At 56.3% G+C, this 25,432-nt stretch carries 22 protein-coding genes and 1 pseudogene; 12 read left to right on the top strand and 11 right to left on the bottom strand.

Going from position 1 to position 25,432, the window contains the following annotated elements:
- Window positions 1-30 precede the first annotated feature (30 nt).
- The 4 genes and pseudogenes from A7X77_RS11245 (at window position 31) to A7X77_RS11230 (ending at window position 3,804) form a co-directional block, all read left to right on the top strand.
- Window positions 31-1,254 (top strand): NAD(P)/FAD-dependent oxidoreductase, encoded by a 1,224-nt coding sequence (locus A7X77_RS11245; protein WP_064682990.1) that lies wholly within the window; start codon window positions 31-33, stop codon window positions 1,252-1,254.
- A gap of 40 nt (window positions 1,255-1,294) precedes the next feature.
- Window positions 1,295-2,086, top strand: a complete 792-nt coding sequence (locus tag A7X77_RS11240) for a 3-methyl-2-oxobutanoate hydroxymethyltransferase (protein WP_064682989.1) — start codon at window positions 1,295-1,297, stop codon at window positions 2,084-2,086.
- Window positions 2,087-2,142: 56 nt separating this feature from the next.
- Window positions 2,143-3,027, top strand: a complete 885-nt coding sequence (gene purU / locus A7X77_RS11235; protein WP_064682988.1) for a formyltetrahydrofolate deformylase — start codon at window positions 2,143-2,145, stop codon at window positions 3,025-3,027.
- A gap of 3 nt (window positions 3,028-3,030) precedes the next feature.
- Window positions 3,031-3,804 (top strand): annotated as a pseudogene (locus tag A7X77_RS11230) (bifunctional methylenetetrahydrofolate dehydrogenase/methenyltetrahydrofolate cyclohydrolase).
- A gap of 237 nt (window positions 3,805-4,041) precedes the next feature.
- Here the strand turns inward: A7X77_RS11230 and A7X77_RS11225 are convergent.
- From A7X77_RS11225 to A7X77_RS11210, 4 genes are all read right to left on the bottom strand, one after another.
- A complete protein-coding gene (locus A7X77_RS11225) occupies window positions 4,042-4,902 on the bottom strand; it encodes a polysaccharide deacetylase family protein (protein WP_064682987.1) in 861 nt (286 codons plus the stop codon).
- A 17-nt stretch (window positions 4,903-4,919) separates the two neighbouring features.
- Entirely contained in the window at window positions 4,920-5,702 is a 783-nt protein-coding gene (locus A7X77_RS11220) for a sugar ABC transporter ATP-binding protein (protein ID WP_064683092.1), read from the bottom strand.
- An 86-nt stretch (window positions 5,703-5,788) separates the two neighbouring features.
- A complete protein-coding gene (locus A7X77_RS11215; protein ID WP_064682986.1) occupies window positions 5,789-6,883 on the bottom strand; it encodes an ABC transporter permease in 1,095 nt (364 codons plus the stop codon).
- A 62-nt stretch (window positions 6,884-6,945) separates the two neighbouring features.
- A complete protein-coding gene (locus A7X77_RS11210; protein ID WP_064682985.1) occupies window positions 6,946-7,959 on the bottom strand; it encodes a substrate-binding domain-containing protein in 1,014 nt (337 codons plus the stop codon).
- A 579-nt stretch (window positions 7,960-8,538) separates the two neighbouring features.
- On the opposite strand from A7X77_RS11210, the gene A7X77_RS11205 reads away from it, so the two are divergent.
- From A7X77_RS11205 to A7X77_RS11185, 5 genes are all read left to right on the top strand, one after another.
- Window positions 8,539-9,795, top strand: a complete 1,257-nt coding sequence (locus A7X77_RS11205) for a DegT/DnrJ/EryC1/StrS family aminotransferase (RefSeq protein WP_082928175.1) — start codon at window positions 8,539-8,541, stop codon at window positions 9,793-9,795.
- A 79-nt stretch (window positions 9,796-9,874) separates the two neighbouring features.
- Window positions 9,875-11,056 (top strand): MFS transporter, encoded by a 1,182-nt coding sequence (locus A7X77_RS11200; protein ID WP_064683091.1) that lies wholly within the window; start codon window positions 9,875-9,877, stop codon window positions 11,054-11,056.
- 42 nt (window positions 11,057-11,098) lie between these two features.
- Window positions 11,099-11,878 (top strand): gluconate 2-dehydrogenase subunit 3 family protein, encoded by a 780-nt coding sequence (locus A7X77_RS11195; RefSeq protein ID WP_064682984.1) that lies wholly within the window; start codon window positions 11,099-11,101, stop codon window positions 11,876-11,878.
- Window positions 11,868-13,643, top strand: coding sequence for a GMC family oxidoreductase (locus A7X77_RS11190; protein WP_064682983.1), 1,776 nt, complete (start codon window positions 11,868-11,870; stop codon window positions 13,641-13,643). The genes A7X77_RS11195 and A7X77_RS11190 overlap by 11 nt, the downstream gene beginning before the upstream one ends.
- 3 nt (window positions 13,644-13,646) lie before the next feature.
- Entirely contained in the window at window positions 13,647-14,033 is a 387-nt protein-coding gene (locus tag A7X77_RS11185; protein WP_064682982.1) for a c-type cytochrome, read from the top strand.
- A 399-nt stretch (window positions 14,034-14,432) separates the two neighbouring features.
- Here A7X77_RS11185 and nodX read toward each other — a convergent pair whose 3' ends face one another.
- The 7 genes from nodX to A7X77_RS11145 all read right to left on the bottom strand — a co-directional run bounded on the left by nodX (window position 14,433) and on the right by A7X77_RS11145 (window position 22,643).
- Window positions 14,433-15,536 (bottom strand): nodulation protein NodX, encoded by a 1,104-nt coding sequence (nodX, locus tag A7X77_RS11180; protein ID WP_064682981.1) that lies wholly within the window; start codon window positions 15,534-15,536, stop codon window positions 14,433-14,435.
- Window positions 15,537-15,822: 286 nt separating this feature from the next.
- Window positions 15,823-16,314: a MaoC family dehydratase gene (locus tag A7X77_RS11175; RefSeq protein WP_064682980.1), complete on the bottom strand. Its 492-nt coding sequence runs from the start codon at window positions 16,312-16,314 to the stop codon at window positions 15,823-15,825.
- A gap of 79 nt (window positions 16,315-16,393) precedes the next feature.
- Window positions 16,394-18,220, bottom strand: a complete 1,827-nt coding sequence (gene glmS, locus A7X77_RS11170; protein ID WP_064682979.1) for a glutamine--fructose-6-phosphate transaminase (isomerizing) — start codon at window positions 18,218-18,220, stop codon at window positions 16,394-16,396.
- A gap of 435 nt (window positions 18,221-18,655) precedes the next feature.
- Entirely contained in the window at window positions 18,656-19,207 is a 552-nt protein-coding gene (locus A7X77_RS11165; RefSeq protein WP_064682978.1) for a sugar O-acetyltransferase, read from the bottom strand.
- A gap of 488 nt (window positions 19,208-19,695) precedes the next feature.
- Complete coding sequence (locus A7X77_RS11155; protein ID WP_064682976.1) at window positions 19,696-20,904, bottom strand: beta-ketoacyl-[acyl-carrier-protein] synthase family protein; 1,209 nt, start codon at window positions 20,902-20,904, stop codon at window positions 19,696-19,698.
- Window positions 20,904-21,182 (bottom strand): phosphopantetheine-binding protein, encoded by a 279-nt coding sequence (locus A7X77_RS11150; protein WP_064682975.1) that lies wholly within the window; start codon window positions 21,180-21,182, stop codon window positions 20,904-20,906. Before A7X77_RS11150 ends, A7X77_RS11155 begins: the two co-directional genes overlap by 1 nt.
- A 507-nt stretch (window positions 21,183-21,689) precedes the next feature.
- Complete coding sequence (locus A7X77_RS11145; RefSeq protein ID WP_064682974.1) at window positions 21,690-22,643, bottom strand: LysR family transcriptional regulator; 954 nt, start codon at window positions 22,641-22,643, stop codon at window positions 21,690-21,692.
- A gap of 235 nt (window positions 22,644-22,878) precedes the next feature.
- On the opposite strand from A7X77_RS11145, the gene A7X77_RS32210 reads away from it, so the two are divergent.
- From A7X77_RS32210 to nodC, 3 genes are read left to right on the top strand one after another with little or no spacing between them, the layout of a single operon-like run.
- On the top strand, window positions 22,879-23,469 hold the full coding sequence (locus A7X77_RS32210) for a NodA family N-acyltransferase (RefSeq protein WP_017968968.1): 591 nt from the start codon (window positions 22,879-22,881) through the stop codon (window positions 23,467-23,469).
- The gene (gene nodB / locus A7X77_RS11135) at window positions 23,466-24,116 is read left to right on the top strand and encodes a chitooligosaccharide deacetylase NodB (RefSeq protein WP_064682972.1); all 651 of its coding nucleotides are present in this window, start codon (window positions 23,466-23,468) and stop codon (window positions 24,114-24,116) included. Before A7X77_RS32210 ends, nodB begins: the two co-directional genes overlap by 4 nt.
- Window positions 24,117-24,136: 20 nt before the next feature.
- Window positions 24,137-25,417 carry a chitooligosaccharide synthase NodC gene (gene nodC, locus A7X77_RS11130; RefSeq protein WP_064682971.1) on the top strand — a complete coding sequence of 427 codons (1,281 nt, stop codon included), beginning with the start codon at window positions 24,137-24,139 and terminating at the stop codon, window positions 25,415-25,417.
- Window positions 25,418-25,432: the final 15 nt, after the last annotated feature.

Below are 25,432 nucleotides of genomic sequence, written 5' to 3'. Positions count from 1 at the left end.
GCGCGGCGCTAAACGCGAGAGGGGGAGAAAATGGATAAGATCGTGATCGTCGGTGGCGGCGAATGCGGAGCCAGGGCTGCCTTCGCTTTGAGGGACATGGGATTTGACGGCGTCATCACCATGATCGGCGCCGAGCCGCATTTTCCCTATGAGCGGCCACCGCTGTCAAAGTCGGGTCTCGCCGGGCCGCCTCGATACGTGGCAAGTCCGGAGCGTTATGAGGAGGAAGATATCGACATTCTTGTCGGCGTTCCTGCCGAAGCGATCGATCGTCAAGCCAAACAGGTCAGGCTATCTGATGGCCGAACCTTGTTTTACGATAAGCTTCTGCTTGCGACCGGGGCACGACCGCGTTCATTACCCGGTCTATCGGATCGGAGTTCGGGGCGCATCCGCATGCTCCGCAGCCATGGAGATGCGGGCGCTATCCGAAAAGCGCTGGCGCCAGGTAAGAGGCTTGCCGTCATCGGCGGCGGCTTCATTGGCCTGGAAATCGCCGCCACCGCACGAAATCTCGGCGCTGAGGTGATACTCTTGGAAAGTTCACCGCGCGTTCTTTCGCGGGGTGTACCGGGTGAAATCGCCGAAGTCATCGCCGAACGGCACCGCCAAGGGGGCGTGAAGATTATATGCGGAGAGCAAATCGCATCTGTTGTTGACGGTAGCGATGAAGCGCAAATTCTGCTCGCAAACGGAGCGACGGAACGTGCAGATCTGGTTGTCGTCGGTATCGGAGCAGTCCCGAACGTGGAACTCGCCGAGGCTGCAGGACTGTTGATCGACAATGGCATCGCCGTCGATGGCACCCTCAGAACATCAGATCCCGACATCTTTGCCGCCGGTGACTGCTGCTCCTTTCCCCTTTCCCTCTATGGCAACCGGCGGGTCCGGCTTGAAGCGTGGCGCAATGCGCAGGATCAGGGAACGGTAGCTGCGGCCAATCTGCTTGGGAGGGGCGAAGGTTTCGCCGGCGTGCCATGGTTTTGGTCGGATCAATATGAATTGACGCTTCAGATCGCCGGTCTTTTTGACGATGCCGCTACAACTGTTCGACGCAACCTTGATGAGCGTGCGTTCATCCTCTTTCATCTCGATGGCGAAGGCCGGTTAATTGCTGCCAGTGGCGTCGGGCCCGGGAACGCCGTCGCACGCGACATTCGCCTCGCCGAGATGCTGATTGCTGCAAGACGGCGGCTAGATCCAGCGGCACTTGCCTGCTCTAAAACCAATCTCAAGAAATTATTGGCCGCCTGAGGCGGTCCTCTATTCACTCTGATACGAGCTGGAGAGCCCTATGAAACATCGCCGCCCGACCGTTGCTGATTTACTGTCCACGAGGGGTCAAAGGCAGCTCAGCATGCTGCGGGTCGTCACCCTTGAGGAAGCCGAAGCAGCCGAGAGGGCGGGCATTGACCTCGTCTCTGTTCCTCCGGAACTGCTTGGGCCCGCATTTCGCGAGGCGGCCCCCACGGTGTTTGCTTTTCCCGGCCTGGATGACCTGATCACCGCAGATGACTATCTTAGGGCAGCCTTTGAGGCGATCCGCGCAGGTGGCGACGCTGTTTACTGCGCCGCCGGACTGTCAACCGTGCGGCGGCTACGGGAAGAAGGTATTCCCGTCTGCGGGCATGTCGGGCTCATTCCATCCAAGGCAACATGGACGGGCGGTTTTCGCGCAGTCGGTAAAACTGCCGCCAGTGCACTCGAGGTCTGGCGTCAGGTGAAAGCTCTCGAGGAGGCAGGCGCCTTTGCTGCTGAAATTGAAGTCGTCCCTGGCGAGATCGCCGCAGCCATATCCAAACGCACATCATTGCTGATGCTTTCTATGGGTGCAGGAACAGGATGCGATGCGCAATATCTGTTTGCCGAGGACGTTCTTGGGCAGAACCGCAGTCATCATCCGCGCCACGCCAAGGTCTACCGCGATTTCGCCGCTGAATTCGAGCGGCTACAGGGGGAACGCGTGCGAGCGTTCAAGGAGTATGCGGAGGATGTACGCTCTGGAGCTTATCCGGAGAAGAGGCACCTGGTGAGCATCACGCCGGACGAGCTCGAAAACTTTCTGAGCAAAATAGAAAGCGAATAGACGCTTCCGCCGGAAGATGACTTAGCCCCGGTGGGATCGTCAATTAGGGATCCAGAATGACCAACTATGTTTTGACGGTGACGTGCAAATCGACGCGCGGGATCGTTGCGGCGATTTCCAACTACCTTGCCGACAAGGGCTGCAACATTGTCGACAGCTCGCAGTTCGATGACCTCGACACCGGCAAGTTCTTCACGCGCGTGTCTTTCATTTCCGAAGAGGGCGTGAAGCTCCCCGCCCTCGTTGAAGGTTTCAAGCCGATCGCCGAGAAGTTTGAGATGGACGCTGAAATCCACGACGGCAATGCCCGCATGCAGGTGCTGCTAATGGTGTCGCGCTTCGGCCATTGTCTGAACGACCTGCTCTACCGCTGGAAGATCGGCGCGCTGCCGATCGATATCGTCGGTGTCGTCTCCAACCATTTCGACTACCAGAAGGTCGTGGTCAACCATGACATCCCCTTCCACCACATCAAGGTGACGAAGGAGAACAAGCTGCAGGCCGAAGGCCAGATCATGGAGATCGTCGAACAGACGGGCACCGAACTGATCGTGCTGGCGCGTTACATGCAGGTGCTTTCGGATGCGATGTGCCAGAAGATGTCCGGGAAGATCATCAACATCCACCATTCCTTCCTGCCGAGCTTCAAGGGTGCCAACCCTTACAAGCAAGCCTATCAACGCGGCGTGAAGCTGATTGGCGCGACGGCGCATTATGTCACCGCCGATCTCGACGAAGGCCCGATCATCGAGCAGGACACGGCGCGCATCACCCATGCGCAGTCGCCCGACGACTACGTCTCGATCGGCCGCGACGTCGAAAGCCAGGTGCTGGCGCGTGCCATCCATGCCCATATCCATCACCGTACCTTCCTGAACGGCAACCGCACCGTGGTCTTCCCGGCAAGCCCCGGGAGCTTTGCCTCGGAAAGGATGGGATGAAGCATGGCCCACCTCCTGCTTGGGAAGCCAATCGCCGAAACTGTGATCGATACAGTCAGGGCAGGGACTGCCTTGCTCCAAGGAACGTTCGGCATTGAAATAGGGCTGGCAGTAATCATCGTTGGCGATGACCCTGCCAGCCATACCTATGTGAAGGCTGGAAGAAATTGTTCAGGCGATTGTTCCTGAAAAGACGTCGACGGCCTCCATGTCGTCAATGCCGGAAAGGCCGCCACGGGAGATTTCACGAGCGGTCTTGTGTCCTGTACGCCAGCAGGAGCAATGATGCTTATCCAGCACGCGCGAGGCGATGACTTATCGGGGCACAAGGCCGTTGTGATCGGCCGCACAAACCTGTTTGGAAAACCCATGGCGCAATTGCTGCTCCACGCCAACGCTGCCGTAACAATCGCGCATTCTCGCTCAAATGATCTACCGGCATTATGCCGCGGTGCTGATATTCTAGTTGCTGCTGTCGGCCGCCCGAAGTTAGTTCGAGGCGACTGGTTGAAACCGGGAGCTACCGTCATTGACGTCGGCATCAACCGCGTCCCGGCTCCAGACATCGGCGAAGGCAAGACGCGGTTGGTGGGAGATGTCGTGTTCGACGAAGCAGAAAAAGTTGCCGGAGAGATCAGCCCTGTTCCAGGTGGCGTGGGGCCTATGACCATCGCCATGCTGATGGCGAACACGTTGAAATGTGGCCAGCAGTCAGCGGCGCGTAGGACCCTCCTACAGGCCGTGCAACCAGCACAGGCCGTTGCAAAGCGCAGCTAAAGAACTGATCGCAAGGGCAACTAGCAGGCAGCCGGAAACGCCGCTGACGTGACGTATTCCTATCGTGCTTCTCAAGCCCAACGCGTTCGATTTTTAGCGCCTAGTGTTCAAACAACACCTTCTAACGTACGAGGTCGCGGAACACGTTCCGCGACCTTTTATCTTTCGGTTTGCCATGCCTATAGAACAGAGCTCGCTTCCAACATCGGCGGCAATGATGCCGCTCGGCGAGACGGGCTAGGCGCGGAGTTCATCCCGAAGTTGCCGCATACCCACAATTTCAAGATCAAACTCCGTGATCCATTCCTTGACCTTCGGCGTCATGAACAATTCATACTCCTCCGTTCGATGGTGCGCATCGGGAGGATTAATCGCTTCGAAATCGCCGGGGGTACTAAAGTGCATTGAGAGGAAAGTAAGACCCCGTGGGATCGCCTTAAACAGCTCATGATATGCCGCTTCGGCGTTGGTGGAGCGAGACCACGGCGTTTCAAGCACGGCATCGAACAAGAGCTCGCCAGCTTCACCTGCCTTGGCGATTTCCGCGTCGTACCGTGCTACGTCTATATTTCCTGCATAAGTCGCGGGATTATAGCGGCTGAGGTCCTTGATCAACATCGCCGGGACGTTGTAGTCCTTTGCAACTTGCCGGTAGATGGCGGTGAATTCCGGCATCTGCGCAGTGCCCATATGCGCATCGATGTGGGTGATATCGAAGCCGGCGGCCTTCGCTATGTCTAGCTGTGCCCGAAGTTCGGCTTCGACTGCTTCGGGATGCGCCTTTCGTGCTGTCGGCACATCAGGCCAGAAGTAGCCAAATTCGTCTGTCAGGCCGGCTGACCTTGGCGGCGCGGTTAGCGGCCGCCAACGGTAAGGCTTTTGTTCGCTAGTCAATGTGAGATGAACACCCAGATCGAGCGAACCATCGCGATGGGCGAGCTCGGCTGCCTCTGGGAACCAAGGGCAGGGGACCATGACCGATCCCGAGCTGCAGGTGCCGAAACGCGAAAGCTTAACATATGCCTGGTTGGCGCCATGGTTCATTCCGACGTCGTCTTCGTGAATGACGACGCGCTTCTTTGCGTAATTTTCGTTCATAGATTTCTCCTAATCAGTTAGCCGACACGCGCCACGAGGTCTGTCAGGTCATCAAGTTCGACCTCGTCCCTTCGGAAGGTGCCCACAACCTTGCCTTGGGAGAGAACCGCCAGATCGTCGGCCACCGCGAGTGCATGCCGGAAGTTATGTGTAATGAAAATCACGGCCTGCCCCTGATCCCGCGCCGCGACGATATGATCAAGAACCTTGCCTGCTTGCCGAACGGCAAGCGCGGAGGTCGGCTCGTCGAGGATGAGAAGAGAAGATCCAAAGTGCATCGCCCGCGCGATCGCGAGCGACTGGCGCTCACCGCCTGAAATGTTGGCCCCCCGTTCGTCCAAGCCACGTTCCCAGCGCACGCCCAACCGATGAAGTGCCGATTGCGCCATCTCATTGGCGCGTTTGAGATCAAGCCACTTGATCGGGCCGAAGCCTTTCTGCGGTTCCCGCCCTAGAACAATGTTGCGGGTAACAGAAAGAAGTTCGCAAACCGCGAGATCCTGAAACACGGTCGCTACGCCTCTTTCTCTCGCGTCCCGCGGGTTCCGGAAAATAACAGGCTCTCCGTTGAAGCGGAGTTCGCCGCGATCCGGTGGAAACACCCCAGAAAGGATCTTGATTAGGGTTGACTTACCGGCGCCGTTGTCGCCGAGAAGAGCTAAAATTCGACCTGAATATGCCTTGAGGGACACGTCCACCAGTGCCGTTGTCGCACCGAATCCCTTGGACAATCCGACTGCTTCAATGACTGGAATCTCGGTCGCCTTGATCGGCTCGATCCCGCGTGTCAGCCCGCGCATATCATCCGTTCCGCTACCTGCTGGCAGGACGCGGGCAGCGGCAGCTATCTCGCTATCATTCATGATGACGTTGTTGCTCATTTCCATTATCCCTTCCTAGTCTCGGTGGTCACGACCTGTGCTTTGATTGCTGCATCGGCTGACGAACTGTCACGGCGATAGCCAGACATTGGTCGCGACTTTGACATGCGCTTGCTGATCAACGTGTTGAGAATAACGGCGCCAACGACGATGATCCCGGTGAGGGTTTTGAAGAGATGGCCAGGAGCCCCCGCCAGAACCAAACCCACCTGGATCATGCCGAAGGTGATGGCACCCAATATCGTTCCGACGACGCTGCCGTAACCTCCGGAGAGAAGCGTTCCGCCAATGACGCTGACGGCGACCGCTTGAAGTTCAAATCCTTCGCCCCGCAACGCGTCGACTGATCCAAAGCGAGCGACCTGGATGATGCCTGCAACCGCAGCCAGCGCCGAGCAGATCGAGAACACGATGATCGTCACCTTATCCACGGGAACACCAAGGTTTCGGGCTGCGTTCTCGTTTTGGCCTCGCGCCTGGATCCAGTTTCCGAGCTTCATGCGAGAGAGCAAAAACGTGCAAGCAACCCCGATGAGGAGAAACCAAAGCATCGACATCCGGAAACCGCTGAGCAAGGGTCCGGCCATGGCCGCACGAAAACTTGGGGGGATATCGACCGTCATCGGAAACCCGCCGGTGAGCGCAATCAACACGCCACGCCAGATCAGCATCGTACCGAGTGTAACGACGAACGAGTGGATCCGAAAGCGAACGACCATATACCCATTGATCGCCCCGAGCGCCGCACCGGCTGCGACCGCGATGAGGGATGCCGACACTGGATTGAATCCGAAATCACGCATCAGAACAACGCAGATATAGGAGGTTAGGCCGAGCACGGCACCGACGGAAAGGTCGAAATGGCCACAGATCATCAAGAGCGTCGCGCCAATCGAAACGACGCCAAGTTCGGCGGCGATCGCCATTATGCTGATATAGGTGATCTTGGTCGGGAACAGCTGTGGAGCCATTAGGGAAAACAAAACGAAAAGGATGACCACAGCGGCAATGGATGTTGCTTCTGGACGAAGCATGAAACGGCGGATCGCTTCGGCATAGATGATCCTGCGTGCAGGATATTGCGCGGCTTCGTCAGACATTGTGGCCTCCCGCCATCTAATTGGAAGAATGACCTGGCCCGCCAAGCTGGCGGGCCAAGATCTTAACGATAGCCCTTGTTCACGAGCGCCTGAACTTTCTCGGCATTGGCTTTGTCAACGACCGAAGGACCAGTCAGGAAGTAGTTTCCTTCGATCAAGCCATATTTGAGGTAGTGGGTGAGGAGCAGAACTGGCATGTAGCCGCGCCAGAATTGCTGCTGGTCGATCGTAAACGCCTGGCGGCCATCACTGATTGCTGCAAGCGACTGAGCATTGATGTCATAGCCTGTTAAGATCAGGTCGTTGCGACCGCTGTCGGCTTTCGCCGTCAGGAAACCGTCCACGACGTCACAGGTGCTTGTCGCGGCGGCTGTGTCGGGGTTGCGACGCAAATAGTTGGATAGGGTTTCAGCCTGCTGGCCTGGATCCATCGACATTTCCAGGAAGTCCGCCGTGACTCCCCCGGCTTTGAGCGCCTCTATCTCGGAGGTTGCACGCAGCTGGCAAGTTGCGTCGCCTGGCTGCTGATTGGCAACAACCACGCGTCCTTTTACGCCCATGTCGAGAAGACGCCGGGCTGACAGCTGTCCCGCAGCGCCTTCATCAGAGCCGGCGCGGAAGAGAAAAATGTCGTCCGGCTTTCGAATGTGCGAGCCGGGCGGAGGTGCCGCAGCGCTCCCGAACGCGATCCCGGCCTCTTTGGCTCGTGCTCCCACATCGGCATATGCGGAATCGTCGGCGAAAGCGCAAACCGCAATACCGTCTGCCTGAGCTGCCATGGCTTCCTCGATCTTTTGGACCTGGTTGGGAATGGTCAGCTGGTCGGGATAGATATAGTTGACCGTGACCCCGAGGTTCTTTCCGGCTTCTTCAGCGCCCCGGGCCAGATAACCATGGAAACCAGTCGGCGCAGCACAGCCGACGAAGTAGATGGTAATGTCGTCTCCCGCAGATGCAGGTGCCACGTTTGAAAAGCAGATGAGTATGAGTGCAAATCGCAATCTGCTTGCGGCCGGAAGACCGATACGATCTGCTATTGTCGCAATGCTGTTAAGCATTGCTTTCAGAGATTTCATTGTTGTTCCCCTTTTCTCCCGAGTGAGTGCAGTCCAGTCGCGAGTGAAAGAACTTTAGATAATATTGGTTCGACCAACAGAGCCATTTCTGGGCAATTTCTCAGGTCCACATTTGTGAGCCCCAGACGATATTAATTTCTCCTGCTCCGCAGAAGCTTAACCCTAGCAGCGAGGGCAAATCGATCTCGGCCGAAGGAGGGGAGCTGCAGCAAACGGAGCGCTCGAGCCGTCTCCTCGTCGGGACGATCTCAAGACCGCTTGTTTCCCTGAAGTCTACTTGGCACGACGGGTGCAAGACTGAGTGCGATTCAAGAAAAAACGGATTGTGCCCCGTATGAGCGTAGAGCCTGAGCCACTGGCTAAAAATGCCAAACCACAAACCAGACATGAATGTTCAATGTCCAACATCAGACACATCGCAGTTCGATTTTTCCCTTATTCTTCAAGTGTTCCGGCCTGGCACGACGCTTGCGAATCCTTCTCCGTCCACAGGCCTGAAATGCTGTCATGCGATCACGGTCATGCGGGCGACTTTAAACGCCGTGGCGTGCACAGGCTGCCAAACGAGGGTAAAGAACTATGACTGCCAATCAATCATCTTCTACTCCAGGAACCGCAAATCAAACGCTCAACGCGTGGCCGCTTCTAACGAGTGAAAATTTCAAAGACGTCATCACTTGTATGTCGTCGGGGGAGCTGTCCGGTTCGGGTCTGGCCGTCATAAACGCTTTTGAAAGGCGCGCTGAGAACTGGTTCGGGGGAGGCCACGTCGTCTCGACAAGCAGCGGCACTGACGCGCTGACGGTTGCACTTTTGGCTCTCGGTATCAGGCCGCACGATGTTGTTCTTGTGCCTTCTTATACTTGGGGCGCAACCGCAATGGCGCCGTTGCTAATCGGCGCTACCCCTCGCTTCGTGGACATTGACCGCAACTCTTACAACATCGACCCCGAGGCATTGACAAAAGCGATGGCACCCGACGTCAAGGCGGTGATCGCCGTGCATATTCATGGGATGAGCTGCGACATGGATCCGATCATGGACATTGCGCGATCAAGGGGTGTTCCCGTCATCGAGGACTGCGCCCAAGCCCACGGCGCGCTCTACAAGAACAGGCAGGTCGGGCTCCTCTCCGACATGGGCTGCTTCAGCATGCAAAAGAGCAAGCACTTCTCAGCCGGAGATGGCGGCTTTCTGGTGACGAGGGATCCTGTCCTTGCCCAGCAGGCGCGCAACATCTGCAACTTCGGTCTTCCCACGCCGAAGCAAAACTACCGCTTCGAGGAAGGGCAGCGTGATGGCTATGCCGTTTATCGTGAGTGCGAGCAGATCGGCGGCATGTATCGACTGAACCCGCTTTCGGCTGCATTAGTGAAGGATCAACTTGAGCACCTCCAGCCGCGGATCGAGAGTCTGCAGGCGGCAATGGCGCCTTTGCTTGCGACTGCGGCACAGATTCCCTTTCTCCAGATTACCCAGCCCGCCCCCCATCAAACGCATGTCTGGCATAAGATACGCGTCGGGATCGGCTACGAGGCAGTCGATCATTACGGAATGCCGATGGCGGACCTCAGGCAAGGCCTGCGCAACAGTCTTGCCAAGAGGGGGATCGCTAGCACGCTTTGGACCGCACCGATCCTCCCGCTTCAGAAGGTTTTCAGGCCATATGCGGGGACGTTCGATTGGACGAAATCCGCGGGGCACCTTGCAATCGAAAACTCTTTCATCGTGTTCGATGAGAAGTATCCGCTGATTGCCCAAGAACCCGCAACCATGGCGTCACTTGTGTCGAAGCTTAGACAGGTCTGGACCGATCACTTCTCCGCCCTGGCATGAGCACGCGATCCTTCGACACCATCCAAGCCCGATGGCCAGGTGCATCCTGGTCATCTTCACATCGAAAGTGGGACCTCGAATGTACACCCCTGAAACTATTTCGCGTAAGCGTAAGATGGCAGTGGCTTCCCTATTCTTCACAAACGGCATCGTATTTGGGACGTGGGCGGTCAACATACCGGTTATTGCACATGCGTTCCATCTCTCGCATTGGCAGCTTAGCGTCGTGTTGCTGACAATGGGAGTAGCGGCTGTCTCCATTATGTCGCTCACAGGTTATCTCGTACACATTTTCGGCAGCCGTGGGATCTCGATCCTGTCCTGTCTGCTCTTCCCGATCGCCTTATGCCTGGCGTTTGCCGCCCAGAACCATTTGGTCCTTTTGGTCAGCGTCAGCCTACTGGGCGCCGCCAACGGCTCGATGGACGTGTCGATGAATGACCAGGGCAGGCTGCTCGGCGCGAGGGGATCGGGCAGCGTCATGTCGCTGCTGCACGCCTTTTCCAGCATCGGTTCCCTTGCAGGCGCAGCTCTTTCGTTCTGGTGTATTGGTCAGAAATATCCACCGGCTACCCTGGCCTATGCCTTGCTGGGAGTTACGCTCGTGAGTTCTTGGCGCTTGTTTCCACACCTTGCTGTGGACGCTGATACAAGCGATCGGCGCAAGAACAGGCCCACGAAAGGAGAATTGTGCAACGGCAGGCTCCTTATGTTCGGAATTCTTTCGTTCCTTACAATGATGACCGACGGCATAATCGCTGATTGGAGCACGCTCTATCTCGAGTCTTTGTCGGTATCGCATCCGACCGCAATCCTAGGCTACTCGGCTTTTGCGATCTTTATGATCGCCGGCCGGATCTTGGGAGGCCGCGTTGCAGCTGTCATTGGGGACCGCGCCATGATCGCAATCGGTGGCAGCCTTATGTCAGCGAGCATGGCAATTGCCTTGTTCAGCCCGAATCTGGCGGCGAAGCTCCTTGGTTTCGGCTTGCTTGGCTTAGCCATGGCAAATCTTGTGCCCATCATCTTCTGCAATGCGGGTCAGATGGAAAATGTGTCAGGCAGCATCGGCACCGCTTTTGTTTCTGTCTGTGGTTATTCGGGATTTGTCGCTGGTCCACCCCTCGTTGGCGCTACGGCCGAAGCCTTAGGACTCGATCGAGCTTTGCTACTCGTCGCTGCGGTCGGAGTGACGCTGATCTGTGCGGCGGGTTTATTTCGAGGGCGCAAATGCCCACCAGCTCAAAGAGATTTCTCGTGAGCCCGCTCTGAAAGAGGATTTACTTCCATGGGAACCCTCAGAATGAAGAGACGAGAACTGCTATCTTTCCTCGGGGCGCTTTTTGCCGTTGGTGTGAATGCCTCGAGGGCCTCCTATGGCAAGGAGGTTGGCCTTTACCCCACGTCCAATGATGCCAATAGAAATACCCTCCCAAAGATGATTGAGCGGGGAAGCTCTCGCAAGGTTCTGACGGAAGACGAGGAGGCGACTATAACGGCCGTATTCGACCGCCTCATTCCGGAGGATGGACCCGGCCCCTCAGCATCAAATGCCGGCTGTGTTGATTTCCTCGATGCACAGCTTGCCGATGCTTACGGAGAAGGTTCGACGCTCTATCGACAGGAGCCTGAGCAGGCTCATGAAGAGCAAATGCTTCAGAGGGCCCAATTTATTTCAACACCGCGTGCGCGATATCACCGCGGGTTAAAAGCGCTCAACGCGTACGCTCTAATAACGGACGGCGTGCCTTTCGCCAAACTGCCGTCGAACCGTCAGGATCAAATCCTCGTTGGCATGGAGCAGGGCATCATCAAACTGGACGAAAACTTCAACACGAAAGCGTTTTTTGAACTGATGTTGATGAATGTCCGGGAGGGCTATTTCGCCGATCCCTGTTATGGCGGGAACAAAGATATGGCGGGCTGGAAGATGATCGGCTTCCCCGGCGCCCGATACGATTACAGGGCTCACGCCGACCGGACAGGAGAGGAGCTCGATCTACTTCCCATTAGCCTTGTTTCAAAGGATTGGTGCTTTCCCCGCTTCCGGAACCCATCAAGGATGAACCAAGATGTCCATTAAAAACGCCAAAGCAGATGTCGTTATCGTTGGCCTCGGTTGGGCCGGATCGCTTATGGCGGAAGAACTTTCTTGCGCGAAGATGAATGTGGTCGCCATTGACCGCGGTGCCTTGCGCGATTCGTCGACACATACGCCGATCACCATTGATCCCGACGAGTTGCGCTGGAGATCGCGTAAAAAACTGCTCGCGCCGCCTCGCGACAATACTGTGACGATGCGCAACACACTCGACCAGACGGCTGTGCCGCAGCGAGATTTCGGCGTAATCGAGCTCGGTGCGGGTGTCGGAGGCCAGGGCTTTCAGTGGGCGGGGATGGCCTGGCGCTTTCCTCGCTGGGACTTTCAAGTTCGTAGTGAGACAATCGAGCGATATGGCAAGGCTCGGGCTGAAGACGGCGAATTGCAGTTGCAGGACTGGGGCATCACCTACGACGAACTGGAGTCCGATTACGATCGATGGGAGCAGATAGCAGGCGTGGCGGGTCAGGCAGGAAATCTCGGGGGGACCCTCACGGGCAAGGGCAATCCCTTCGAAGGCCCGCGATCGCGGGACTATCCGACGCCCAAACTGAAGACCCTCCGGATGATGGAGATCTTCAATGAAGCGACATCGGCAATGGGCTATGACCCTTTTACCATTCCTTGTGCGAGTGCTTCGAAGGCCTATACGAATCCACTGGGCGCGACGATGGCACCGTGTAGTTATTGTGGCTTTTGTCAGTACTACGGATGCGGCAATTATTCCAAGGCAAGCCCGCAGAGGTGTGTTTATCCCGCTCTGAATAAAAGGCAGAATTTCAAGCTGATCTCCGAGGCCCGCGTCACGCACGTCGACAAAACTGCCGACGGGAAGTCCGCACGCGGCGTGACCTATATTGACGAGCATGGTAACGAAATTTTCCAACCGGCAGATATCGTTTGTCTTACAGCATCCCAGCTGGATAACGTTCGCTTATCGCTTCTGTCGGGAATAGGAAGGCCGTATGATCCGATCACGAATGAGGGTGTCATCGGGCGCAACTTCAGCTTTCAGACCATATCTGGCGTCGATCTCTGGTTTGAGGATGATCACATTAATCCATTCATTGGGGCGGGTGGCCTGGGCTCTCAGATCGACAATTACAACGGCGACAATTTTGACCATTCGTCGCTCGATTTCATCGGCGGTGCGGGAATCCTGGCCCTTTCGCGCGAAGGCCCACCGATTGCCAACGCCGACAAGCTGCCTCCGGGAGTCCCACGATGGGGCTCAAGCTTCAAGAGAGGGTATTCCAAATACTACCAGAACTATGGCGTAGTGTTCAACCAAGGGACTTCAATGCCAACCAAGCGCGGATACCTCGATCTCGACCCAACCTACAAGGACCCGATTGGAATTCCGCTGTTGCGCGTGACTTACGACTACGCGCGAAATGACCGCGCAATGGCAAGGTTCATCGTGAGCCGGACGATGGAAATCGGCAAGCGAATGGGGGCCTCGCATCTCTCAGCATTCAACTTCGCCGACAAACCGTTCACCACCGCCATTGGCGCGTCAAACCATACGACAGGTGGCGCTGTGATGGGATTAGATCGGACAACTTCGGCGGTAAATTCCAGTTTGCGGAGTTGGGACTGCCATAACGTTTTCATCGTAGGCGCATCGGCATTTCCTAACAACGCCGGTTACAACCCGACAGGGACCGTCGGTGCGCTAGCGTTGCGGGCCGCGCACGCCATAAGAAATGACTATGCCGGCAAACCTGGCTCGTTGGAAAGGAACTGACCAATGGCAAAATTCTATAGCACTGCTCTGCTCCTTGTCGCTACCCTCGGGCATGCGGACTATCGGGCCTGCAGCCCGCCGATCGTTGTTGGTGCCGGCGCAACGACGCATGAAAGTTCCTGCCCGATCGCAGAGGCTGAACTGCTCTACGAGCTAAATTGTTCGACTTGCCACGGCACCCATGGTGAAGGTGTTAAGGCAGCCATCCCTCCGCTTGCTGGGGACCGTGCCCTTAACCTCGACGTGGAAACATTGACCAGAAAGCTCAAGGAAGGCTCGGCCGGGCGTGAGTCGGGAATAGGCATGCCCTCATTTCAGGGGAAGTTGAGCGATCAACTGATCACGTGCTTGGTTGAATACCTCGGCAGCGGAATGAAGGGGTCGTTGTGATCACGGTGGAAAAAGCCGCCGTTGCGGCAATGCTTGGATCCTTTGCGACTCGATCGTAAACATTTCGTCGGGCGAGCCTCCAGAACCAAAGATAATGACAGGAGCCGGTGCCTTGAACATATCCGCTGATGGTCTCATGCAACATGACTCCAGGTTCCGATCTGGGAACCCCCACCAACTCGGTGCGTCTGAAGCTTACGGCTGGCGAACTGATCTTCCATCGCCCTTACGACCAACTCAGCGGGAATAGCCCGGCCCGGAAATCGGTATGAAGAACAGTCGAATGACCGTCAAATTGCTATCAGCCCAATCGCATGGACGAACGACGATTTTCCCGACCTGGGCGCGTCCAGTGTGGCAGCTTCGATTGAGTTCCGATCTTTTACGGGAGCGTTCCGTTTAAGCGACCGAAAGCCTTCTGGCGACTAACGATGTGCGAAGCTTCATGGCCGGCTTTTCAATCAGCGCCCATGATAGAGCGGCTAATGCCACGGTCCCGACGGGCTCGACGATCCAAAGCCACCAGTGCCCGACCCATCCGATGCCGATCAGCGTTTGCATGACGAGCATATGGTAGAGGTAGATCCCGTAAGAAAGATCCTGCCCGCGCAAAAGGTTAGGGCGCGGAAATGAGTACGCTGCCGACAGGACTAGACCGGCAAGAATAGCGATTCGGAATGCATCGACAGGCGCCGCATTGTTGATAGAGATGAATGCAGCGGACGTCCCTGCTACCCACGACGTTATTGCGAGATGAGTTGCCAGCCACCACAAGAGCTTCCCCGCAAAGATCCTGCTTACGCGATGCCAGTAAAGCCGAGCAAGAACTCCCATCGAAAAAATCCAGAAAGTCGGGCCTACTGTCACCGACAGGAACGGATTGTACCTATCAGTTATGTTGAAGTGCTGCGCCATGACCCAAGACCCGAGAGCGGCGACGGCAACGACTAGCGCCCCTGCTCGTTTCCACCGCCGCCAAAATTCCAGCAGCGTTGGCAGGGTGAGGTAGAATGTCAGTTCCACCGTCAGCGTCCACAGCACCCCACTTGGGTCAGAGACGCCGTAAAAGCCGCTCATCGTGTAGGGCTCGTAGGTGAAGTAGACGGCCCAGATTCGTGCAGCGGTCAGGATGTATACCGTGAAGTAAGACAGATACTGCAAGATGCCAGTGACATTTAATCCCCCAGTTGCCAGCAGGGCAAGTTCCATCATGGCGATGTTGACGAACAGTGCAGGAAAGATCCGGAGCGACCGCTTAACAAAAAAGGAGGCCGCAGACGATGAGCGAATATAAGAATCTGTTACTAGAAAGCCGCTGATTACAAAGAAGATCGCAACACCCGGTGTCGAAAACAACAGATTGAAGGCCGCTGTGCCGTTCAAAGAATCGCCCAGGTGAAGCCAATTCCACGCGTGGCTGAACATCACTTGGCAGGCGGCAAAGAGCCTTAACAGGTCAAAGTTGTTCCGGTGGCCGGATGAGTGTTCATTGGATGGTCCCATGAATGTCCATTAGCCGGCAGATGCCGCGCAACCTTTCGGCGTTGTATTGCGAACAGAACTCAGGTGTGGCGGTGGACGGCTTAGTTGTCTGCAGCCAAGACGGTGCAGTTGCCGCTTCTCGAGGATCAGACGGCCTGTCGTCGAGGGAGAGAGCGGTTTGCGCCGTGGTGACTGATTTCGCCCCAATGCCGCCTGCGGATAAAAACCCGAGCGGCATTGGCATCCCCCGTCAGATCGTTTGCCCTCGTTGGTCAACAACATCAATGGGTACTACCTATAACTTGGATCAACTATGAGACGCCTTTGGCCGATCTTTTGGATCAAACTGGACAATCGTGATCCAATTGGCAGTGAGTGCGGGCCGGTTCTCGTTTTCGATCTCGACCGTCACCTCGTAGGTCGTCACCAGCATGCTTGAGCCCCGAAAACGGCAGTCAGACAATACGAAGCGGCCGCGTACGCGGCTGCCAGTCTTAACGGGCGACATGAAGCGCACGTTGTCGAAGCCGTAGTTGAGGCCCATTGACTGCTCGCGAATTTTTGGCATTCCGCTGAAATTCATCACCGACAACAGCGAGAGTGTCAGGAAACCATGAGCGATCGTTCCGCCGAACGGGCTTTCCGCCGCAGCGCGTTCGGGGTTCACATGAATGAACTGATGGTCATGCGTCGCATCCGCGAAGAGATCGACTGTTGATTGATCGATCATGATCCACTCGGATCTTCCAACTTCCTGGCCAACTCGCCCAGACACATCCGCGAGCGAAATTTCATTCATACGACCTCACTTATTCTAAATTTCAATGGGAAGGTTTCGGTATTTGCCCGACATCGTGCTAGCTCCAGGAGCTATGCAATTATTCGACAGTGACCGATTTTGCGAGATTGCGCGGCTGGTCGACATCGGTTCCTTTGGTGACCGCCACGTAGTAGGCAAGCAGCTGTAGAGGTAGAGAAAAGATGATGGGGGCGATTATTTCCTCGACGTCCGGCAGCACGAGCGTGTGAATGGTAGCGAGCTTCGAACGCGCAGCTCCGCTCTCATCGGTGAGAAAAATGACGCGACCGCCGCGTGCGGCGACCTCCTGCATGTTGGAGACGGTCTTGTCGAAGAATCGATCATGTGGCGCGATAATGATGACGGGCATTCTTTTATCGACAAGCGCGATCGGGCCGTGTTTCAGTTCGCCGGCGGCATAGCCTTCAGCGTGGATATAAGAAATTTCCTTGAGCTTTAGCGCGCCTTCCATCGCCAAAGGGAAACTAGTGCCGCGGCCAAGAAAGAGCGCATGAGAGTATCCCGAAAGTTCCTTCGACAGGAGTTCAATCTTTGGCCGAATGTTCCGCAGCACCCGCCTCATGATGCGCGGCAGTTCAATCAAACTCATGACCAGTTGCCGCTCCTCGTCCTCGGTGATAGTACCGCGCGCCTTGCCTGCACTGATCGCCAGAGCAGCAAGAACTGCGAGCTGGCAAGTGAACGCCTTGGTCGAGGCGACCCCGATTTCAGGACCTGCAAGGATCGGGAAGATGACATCGGCTTCTCGGGCAATGGTCGATTCGCTTGTATTGACGACGGCGCCGACCTTCAGGCCGTGTGCCTTGCAATATCGCATTGATGCTAGCGTGTCGGCGGTTTCACCGGACTGCGAGATGAAAAGCGCCGCCATATGCGGAGACAGGGGGGTATCGCGATAGCGGAACTCTGAAGCGACATCGATTTCTACTGAAAGGCGTGCGTAGCGTTCAAACCAGTACTTGCCGATCAGGCCTGCCAGATAGGCGGTGCCGCATGCGGAGATCACGAGGCTACTGACGTTTGCAAAATCCATTCCCCTTGATACTGGGACTGCCCGAAGGCCAGCAATATCGATGTAGCGGGCAAGAGCACCGGCTATGACCTCGGGTTGTTCGTAGATCTCCTTCTGCATGAAGTGGTCATAATCACCCTTGGTCACTCGGTCGGCTGAAGCCATCGAGGTGTGTCGAGGGCGTGTGACGACATTGCCCTCACTGTCGAAGATCCTGAAGTCTGTTTTCTCGATCACGGCCCAGTCGCCGTCGACCAGGTAGGTAACTTCGTTGGTCAAGGGAGCAAGCGTAATAGGGTCGGAGCCAAGAAACATTTCCCCATCGCCATGACCAATCACCAGCGGAGGTCCATTGCGCGCCGCCATGATAATGGATGGGTCATCTTGGAAAAGTACCGCAAGGCTGAAGGCCCCCTTCAGACGCTTCAGCATCGCATGCATAGCCTCTTGGCCATTCATACCCTCGCGACAGGATTTTGCGAGGAGATGCGCGACGACCTCGCTATCGGTGCTCGTCGCGAAATCCGCACCAGTCGCCTCCAGTTCGGCCTTCAGCTCCGCGAAGTTTTCGATGATACCATTATGAACAACAGCAATACCGTCGACAATATGGGGGTGAGCGTTTCGTTCTGTCGGCGCCCCATGAGTAGCCCAGCGGGTGTGGCCAATGCCGATCATTCCGTTCAGGGGCTGTTGCTCCAGCCTCATTTCAAGATTGACGAGCTTGCCCTGCGCACGGCAGCGCTCCAAACTGCCCTCAGAGATCGTGGCAACGCCAGCGGAGTCATATCCGCGGTACTCCAGGCGCTTTAGCGCGTCGAGCAGTCGCTGCGACACCGGGTGCCTCCCGACGATGCCAACAATCCCACACATTGATTTGTCTCCGTTCGGTGTGCCAAAGGACGCAGGTGCCACGATGCTTTGAACCGCGACCCATTTGCGGAACCTTCTAATCGCATCCGGTAAGATATTTAAAATCGATTGTTGTGATCGCGGACATTCAAATTATGGATGCAACTCGCCCCATCGCGTTACGAGATCCGCTCAATGCAGGTGGAGATGCCGCACCAACCCTTCATTGAATTGATGGTGAAACACCTCGCCTTCTCAGCCGAGTTGAGTTTCCACTGGTTCGACGAGACGTGCAAAGCGTACATATGTGCATGCGTCAGAAAGCCGTCGTGGTTGCCGCGTTGGCCGGTCTGATATCCAAGATTTAAGAATCAACCACACCACATCGGCTTGGTGGCAAGTGGGAGTGTTGGTTCGCAAGCACCGCCTTGACTATGGCGTTCTCAGCGGCTTGCCTCAGCGCTTCAACCGAGCCGGATTTCCCATGGCCTTTTCCCCTGCGGGTATATCGCGGGTGACTACGCTTCCGGCGCCGATGACGGCGTTGTCGCCGATCGTCACCCCTGGGAGGATAATTGCTCCACCACCAATCCAGACGTCTTTACCAATCCGCACAGGCCGACCTAGCTGCAGACCAGCCTGCCGCTGCTCGGGATCATGCGGATGGTCGGCGGTGTAAATTTGCACAGCCGGTCCGACTGCCGTCCCAGCACCGATCGTCACTTCTGCTACGTCAAGGATTACGCAGTTGAAATTGATGTAAACGTAGGCACCAAGCCTGATGTTGAAGCCGTAGTCGCAATGAAATGGCGGACGGATGACGGCTCCAGTTCCGACCTCTCCTAGTCGCTCCAGGAGAAGTGCGTTCCAATGCTCGGCCGTACTTCCCAGAGTATCATTATATCTCTTCAGCCAAGCTCCCGTGGCCAACAGGTCCGTCTGAAGCTCCGCGTCCGCCGGGTTGTACATCTCGCCCGCCAGCATTTTTTCTTTTTGAGTGCGTGTCATTGTCTGTTCTCAGTTCGCGTTCATCGATGAAGTTGTTAGTCCTCTGACGCCCGGCTTGAACGAGGTTCAGATAGGCTCCTCTTCTCGACGCTCAACATCGCATGGCGCAGAAGAGAAGTCCCGGCAGGAAAACGGTCGACAACGCGGCGTTTGCGTGGTCCAGAGGCTCGTTCGACAGCAGTGGATTGAAAGTGGCAGTGACCAGCCCGGCCGGCAAGCGGAATCGATAGCAAGTGAAGTTGAAGAGCCGCTCCGAGTGCCAAACCCGGAGCGGGCGCTCTTTCCAGCCGGTTGCTTGAATGATCATAGCTACGGAACGCAACCATATTTTCCTCACCCCGCCTTGTGAGCAATCCCCGGCGAGCCGTTATGGGCTAGCCATTGGTGCGAATTGACCTCATTGGTAACGGCACGCCAGTTAGCTTCTCTCCAGCGGTACCATCCTCGCGGTTGCAGCTGGAGCCATTCCGGCCACATCGTCCGCCTCTTCACACTTGTCTGAATGCCAGGACGGCGTTGGTGCCTCCCATGGCGAACGCATTGCTCATCGCTACGCGCACCTTGCGCTCACGCGGGACATTGGGCGTGACGTCGAGATCGCACTGGGGGTCAGGCTCACGATAGTTGGCGGTGGGCGGTATGACACCTTCTTGGATCGCCATGACGCAGGCAATCATTTCAAGTGCGCTGGCCGCACCCAGGCAATGGGCGTGCATGGACTTGGTGGAGGAGATGGACATCTGAAAGGCGTGGTCTCCGAAGACGCGCTTGATCGCTGCCGTCTCCATCTCGTCATTGGCAACGGTGCCGGTGCCGTGCGCGTTCAGGTAGTCTACATCGTCCGGGTTTAGCTCGGCATCGGCGAGGCAGCTGCGCATTGCGGCCTCCGGTCCCTCGATGGACGGCATGACGATGTCGTAGGCATCGCCGGAGAGTCCGATTCCGGCAACCTCGGCAAGCATAGTCGCACCGCGGGCAGCGGCGTGCTCGTAGCTTTCCAGGACAGCCATTCCGGCACCCTCGCCAAGGACAACACCTTTTCTGTCAGCGGAGAACGGGCGACAGGTATCAGGGGCAAGCACGCGCAGTGCTTCCCATGATTTCAGGACTCCCCATGTGAGCGGCGCATCGCTTCCACCGGCAAGCATGACGTCTGCACGGCCCAGCCTGATCTGATCTACCGCGGAAGCGATTGCATGATTTCCCGCCGCGCAGGCGGAGGTGACGCCGAAGACGGGGCCGCGCAGGCCGAGATAAATGCTGACCTGGCCAGCCGCCGCGCTTGGCATTCCCTTCGGTGCTGTGAAAATGCGCGCGCGGGTCACTCCGTCTAGAAGGATACTGCGGTATGTTTCTTCAATCGTTCCCCAGCCAGGCCCGCCGACGCCCATCGCGGCGCCGTAGCGGTGGGCATTTTGTTCATTGGTGGAAAGCCCGGCATGTCGCATGGCTTCGGTTGCAGCAATCACTGCTAGCAGGCTGAAGCGGTCCATAGAGACAAGCTGTTTGCGCGGGATGTCGTGTCCCGGTATCGCCCTGATTTCGGCACCAACGGTGCCTTCCATATCATAAAGATCTGTGGTGATGATCGGGCTGATTGCGGAGCGGCCTTCCCGCATTTCCTTCCAAATAGATGAAGCGTTCGTTCCTAATCCGCATAGTCCGCCGATTCCCGTGATTACGACGCGCCTGTCCATCACGCCTCCCTCGCGATCAAGCCGCGAACGGCTTCGACGACATCGCCGATATTTTTCAGATTAGACCAAGCATCGGCCGTGTTCATCTCGATCCTGATACCGTAGGCCTGCTCCAGGTCCCAGAGCACATCGGCCAAAGCCAGTGAATCGATGCCAAGGGAGGTCAATTCGCTATCAGCGGTGATGTCTCCGATTGCTGCAGGAATCCTCCCGCCATTTTCCGATTGGGCGAGATTTTTGATTGCAGCAATAATTTCTACTGTGAGCTGATCGGCCATCGTGTTCCTTTCCATATTCCAGTGAGTCATGAACGCGGCGGACATCGGGGCTAAGCAATTGCTTAAGCACGTTCGATGCTCCCATGGGAGGGGCCGGTCCTACGTCTGGTTTTGTGCTATGGAACATGCCGAAGGATTGGTAAAATTGATTGATTGGATCGAAAGCATCCGCAGTATGGATCATGGAATGATCCACGCGCACCATTTGCTTTGTGCCTTTGTTGATATGGCGCGCATATGAAGCCCGAAATCCGGCACGCGGAGATTCGCGTAGAGTAGCTACTTTGACTGGTGGAGCCGAGCGTAGCTGCCGGCCAAAAACACACGATTTTTATCCAAGTTCGTCTAGGTGTAAACGCGGAATGCGAGGGATGGAAGCTTTCGCAGCGTCACTTGCTATCCTTATCAAAACTAATCGCGAAACTAAAAAGGGTTCGACTGGTCAACGCGCGAAGCAGTCAGGTCGCCAACGCCTGCAGTGAGATACCGTAAGCGACTGCAGCTCTATCAGGATTCGGTCGCTCTGGCCTCTTGAGAGCATCTTTCGAAGGATGTCTCGATGCGCGAAGCCTCCTCCAGTATTATGTTACGCATCCAGATGTTCCCGGGGTCAGAATTGTGAAGCAACGGCCACTGTAGTGCTTCTGTGAACGAGAGAGGAGGTAGGGGATGATCTACGATCTGAAGGGGAATCGTCGGTTCGAAATGTCTGACAAGCAGCAAGGGAAGGGTTGCTATCCGATTCGTCCCCTGAAGTAACATTGGGATCGAGTTGAAACCGGGGACCACGATTTCGACACGCCGCTTAAAACCGTGCTCCAGCAATAGCCATTGTTCAATGGATGGTTTCAAAGTACGTCCAAACATGGCCGCGACGTGTCCGAGCGACATGAATCGCTCGAGGGAAAGCTTCGCGCGCAGCTGCTGATTGTTAGGGCAGGCGACACATACGAGCTTGTCTTCAAACAGCTTCGCACTGGGATGAGTGGCTGACATGAACTGATCTGGAAGGATCAAAAAATCCAAGTCTCCACTGCGCAGACGCTCGTCCGGATCATCATTGACGTGGAGCAATTCAAAACTGACTCCGGGTGCCTCGCGCGCTACGCGCTTTATCACCTTTTCGAAGAATACCAGCGTCATGAAATCGGACAGTACGATTCGGAAGCGCCGGTCAGATTCCGCAGGGACTAATGGATCCCACGCAATGACAGAGAGCTGAATGTGCAGAAGAGCTTCGCGAACTGCAGGGGCGAGCGCCTCGGCTCGCGGTGTCGGGACAAGTCTGCGCTGCTGCATCACAAATAGTTCGTCATTGAAGTAGGCGCGCAACCTACCGATGGCTGCGCTCATAGCCGGTTGACTGAGGTTGATGCTGCGCGCTGCCGCGGTGAGCTTCCGCTCGGTCATCAAAGCATCGAGCGCCACGAGAAGGTTTAGATCCAGGCCTTTAAAACGCATATTCGATCCATGATGTAGATGATTGTGATCCAAACAATCAATTTTACCAATCTTTCGGAGTGCTTATTAGAAAGGCCGGAACTTATCAAGGCGCCAAAGCAAACTAGCGAGCGGAGGCGGATCGTATCTGTCGCAAATAGACGACGAGCGGTCCCATCTGTCCCATCAGCGTGTGCGCCTGAACCAATCTCTGCTGCTTTGGGCTTGTTGGCTGAGGAACGAATTGGAGCTTTGCATGTCTGCTGGAGTGCGGTGGAAAATAACCTGGGAAAATGATCTCGAACCGTCGGATCATGCGGAACTGTCTGAATTTTTCCGAGCAACCTATGGTCCGACTGGCGCATTCAATGCCAAACCTTTCGAGACTGGCCGCAGTTGGGCGGGTGCGAGGCCGGAACGCCGGGCAATTGCTTACGATTCAAAAGGCATAGCAAGTCACATGGGGTTGCTGCGTCGTTTCATAAAAGTTGGTGATACCGATTTGCTGGTCGCCGAACTTGGCTTGTACGGCGTGCGGCCGGATCTGGAGGGGCTTGGCATCCCTCACTCGATCCGCGCTTTGGCTCCGGCTTTGCAGGAACTGGCGGTGCCCTTCGCGTTCGGTACCGTCCGACATGCTATGCGGAACCACGTGGAGAGATTCTGCCGAGACGGTATCTCCAATATCGTCACGGGGGTTCGTGTACGCTCGACCCTTCCAGATGCGCTGCCGGATATGCCCTCCACGCGCACCGAAGACGTGCTCGTCCTGGTATTTCCGATAGGACGACCAATGAGCGAGTGGCCTTCTGGATCATTGATCGAACGAAACGGGTGCGAGCTATGAAGCGGCGCGCTTATATAAGCGAAGTGCCGTTCGATGAGGCAGGGAGCGACGATCGTAGCATCTACTTGACGTTCGACGACGGTCCCAATCCGCACTGCACTGGCCAGATCCTGGATGTGCTCGCCGAGCACCGCGTACCAGCCACCTTCTTCGTCCTTGGGGCCTATGTCAAAGAGCATCCCGACCTCGTCCGCCGTGTTGCAGCAGAAGGTCACTTGGTCGCCAATCACACGATGACCCACCCTGATCTTACGGCCTGTGACTCGGAGGCGATCGAACGAGAGATAAATGAGGCAAACAAAGCCATCCTCTCAACGTGTCCCCAAGCTGCGGTTCAACATTTACGAGCGCCATACGGCGCCTGGAACGCGGATGTCCTTTCAACATCGATGAACGCCGGACTTAGACCCGTTCACTGGTCGATAGATCCGAGAGATTGGTCCCGTCCTGGAGTCGATTCTATCGTGGACGCGGTACTCGCTGCTGCTCGGCCAGGTGCAATCGTGCTTTTGCACGACGGTTGCCCACCTGATGAGGTCGGGAACTGCAAGCTCACCGGACTGCGTGATCAAACGCTTTCGGCACTATTGGCGATTATCCCGGCACTGCATAGCCGTGGATTTTCCCTTCGCTCACTTCCCCAGTAAAACTAAATCGACGAGAAACCATGACCTTGCTTGAAACAACCAGCATCGCCGCCGTCTCGCTTTATGGACTGCTTTCCTCCGCCTATAGGAGTGTACAGGTCCTTCATGCTCGGCGAAGTCTCAAGTCGGAAACAGCGGAAAACACCCTCGAAGAGAGCTCTTTGCCAAGTGTGGACATCATTGTGCCTTCGTTTAACGAGAGCCCGCGCGTCCTGTCCGATTGCCTGGCATCCCTCGCCAACCAGGACTATCCGGGGGTGTTGCGAGTTTATGTGGTTGACGACGGTTCCAGAAATCGCGACGCCGTGGTGGCCGAGCAGCTTGCCTATGCGGGCGACGCGAGATTCGAATTCATCATGCTTCCCAGGAATGTCGGAAAGCGCAAAGCGCAAATCGCGGCCATTTCCCGATCATCCGGGGACCTGATCCTGAACGTCGATTCAGACACCACTCTCGCCAGCGATGTTGTTTCCAAACTCAGTCAGAAAATGCGCGATCCGACGGTCGGTGCGGTGATGGGGCAGCTTGTAGCAAGCAATCAGAGCGACTCGTGGCTGACCCGATTGATCGACATGGAGTACTGGCTGGCCTGCAATGAGGAGCGCGCCGCGCAGGGCCGCTTCGGTGCCGTGATGTGTTGCTGTGGACCTTGTGCCATGTACCGCCGGTCCGCCTTCGTCTTGCTTCTTGATCAATACGAGACGCAGCTTTATCGGGGAAAGCCGAGTGACTTTGGCGAGGACCGTCATCTGACCATCCTAATGCTAAGCGCCGGCTTCCGTACCGAATATGTCCCAAGCGCCATCGCCGCAACCGTCGTTCCTGACGGTTTGGCTGCCTATCTGCGCCAGCAACTGCGTTGGGCACGGAGTACATTCCGAGATACCCTGCTTGGGCTTCACCTCCTCCGTGGCATGAACTGGTATTTGACTTTGGACGTCGTCGGGCAGAATGCCGGCCCTCTTCTGCTCGCATTATCCGTACTGGCGGGTCTTGCACAGTTCGTCCTGACGGGTTCAGTGCCCTGGTGGACGATAGGAACGATTGGATTGTTGACACTGATACGATGCGGCGTAGCTGCTTATCGTGCCAAGCAGCTTAGATTTCTTGGCTTCTCGCTGCACACGCTCGTGAACGTCTTTCTATTACTTCCGGTGAAGGCTTATGCGCTCTGTACGTTGTCCAACAGTGATTGGCTGTCGCGCGGCTCCGGAGTCAACGCTTCAGGTGCCGTTCGAAAGCAGAAGGCATCCGAACCTCCAATGCTTGCGGCTCCCGAAGCTAATTTCAGCGGCGAATAATCGCTGTGTCGCCGC

The organism is Rhizobium bangladeshense (assembly GCF_001662075.1).
GTDB classification, from domain to species: Bacteria; Pseudomonadota; Alphaproteobacteria; order Rhizobiales; family Rhizobiaceae; genus Rhizobium; species Rhizobium bangladeshense_B.
Note: the sequence above shows the minus strand (reverse complement) of the source record. Positions and strands in the feature narration are given on the sequence as shown.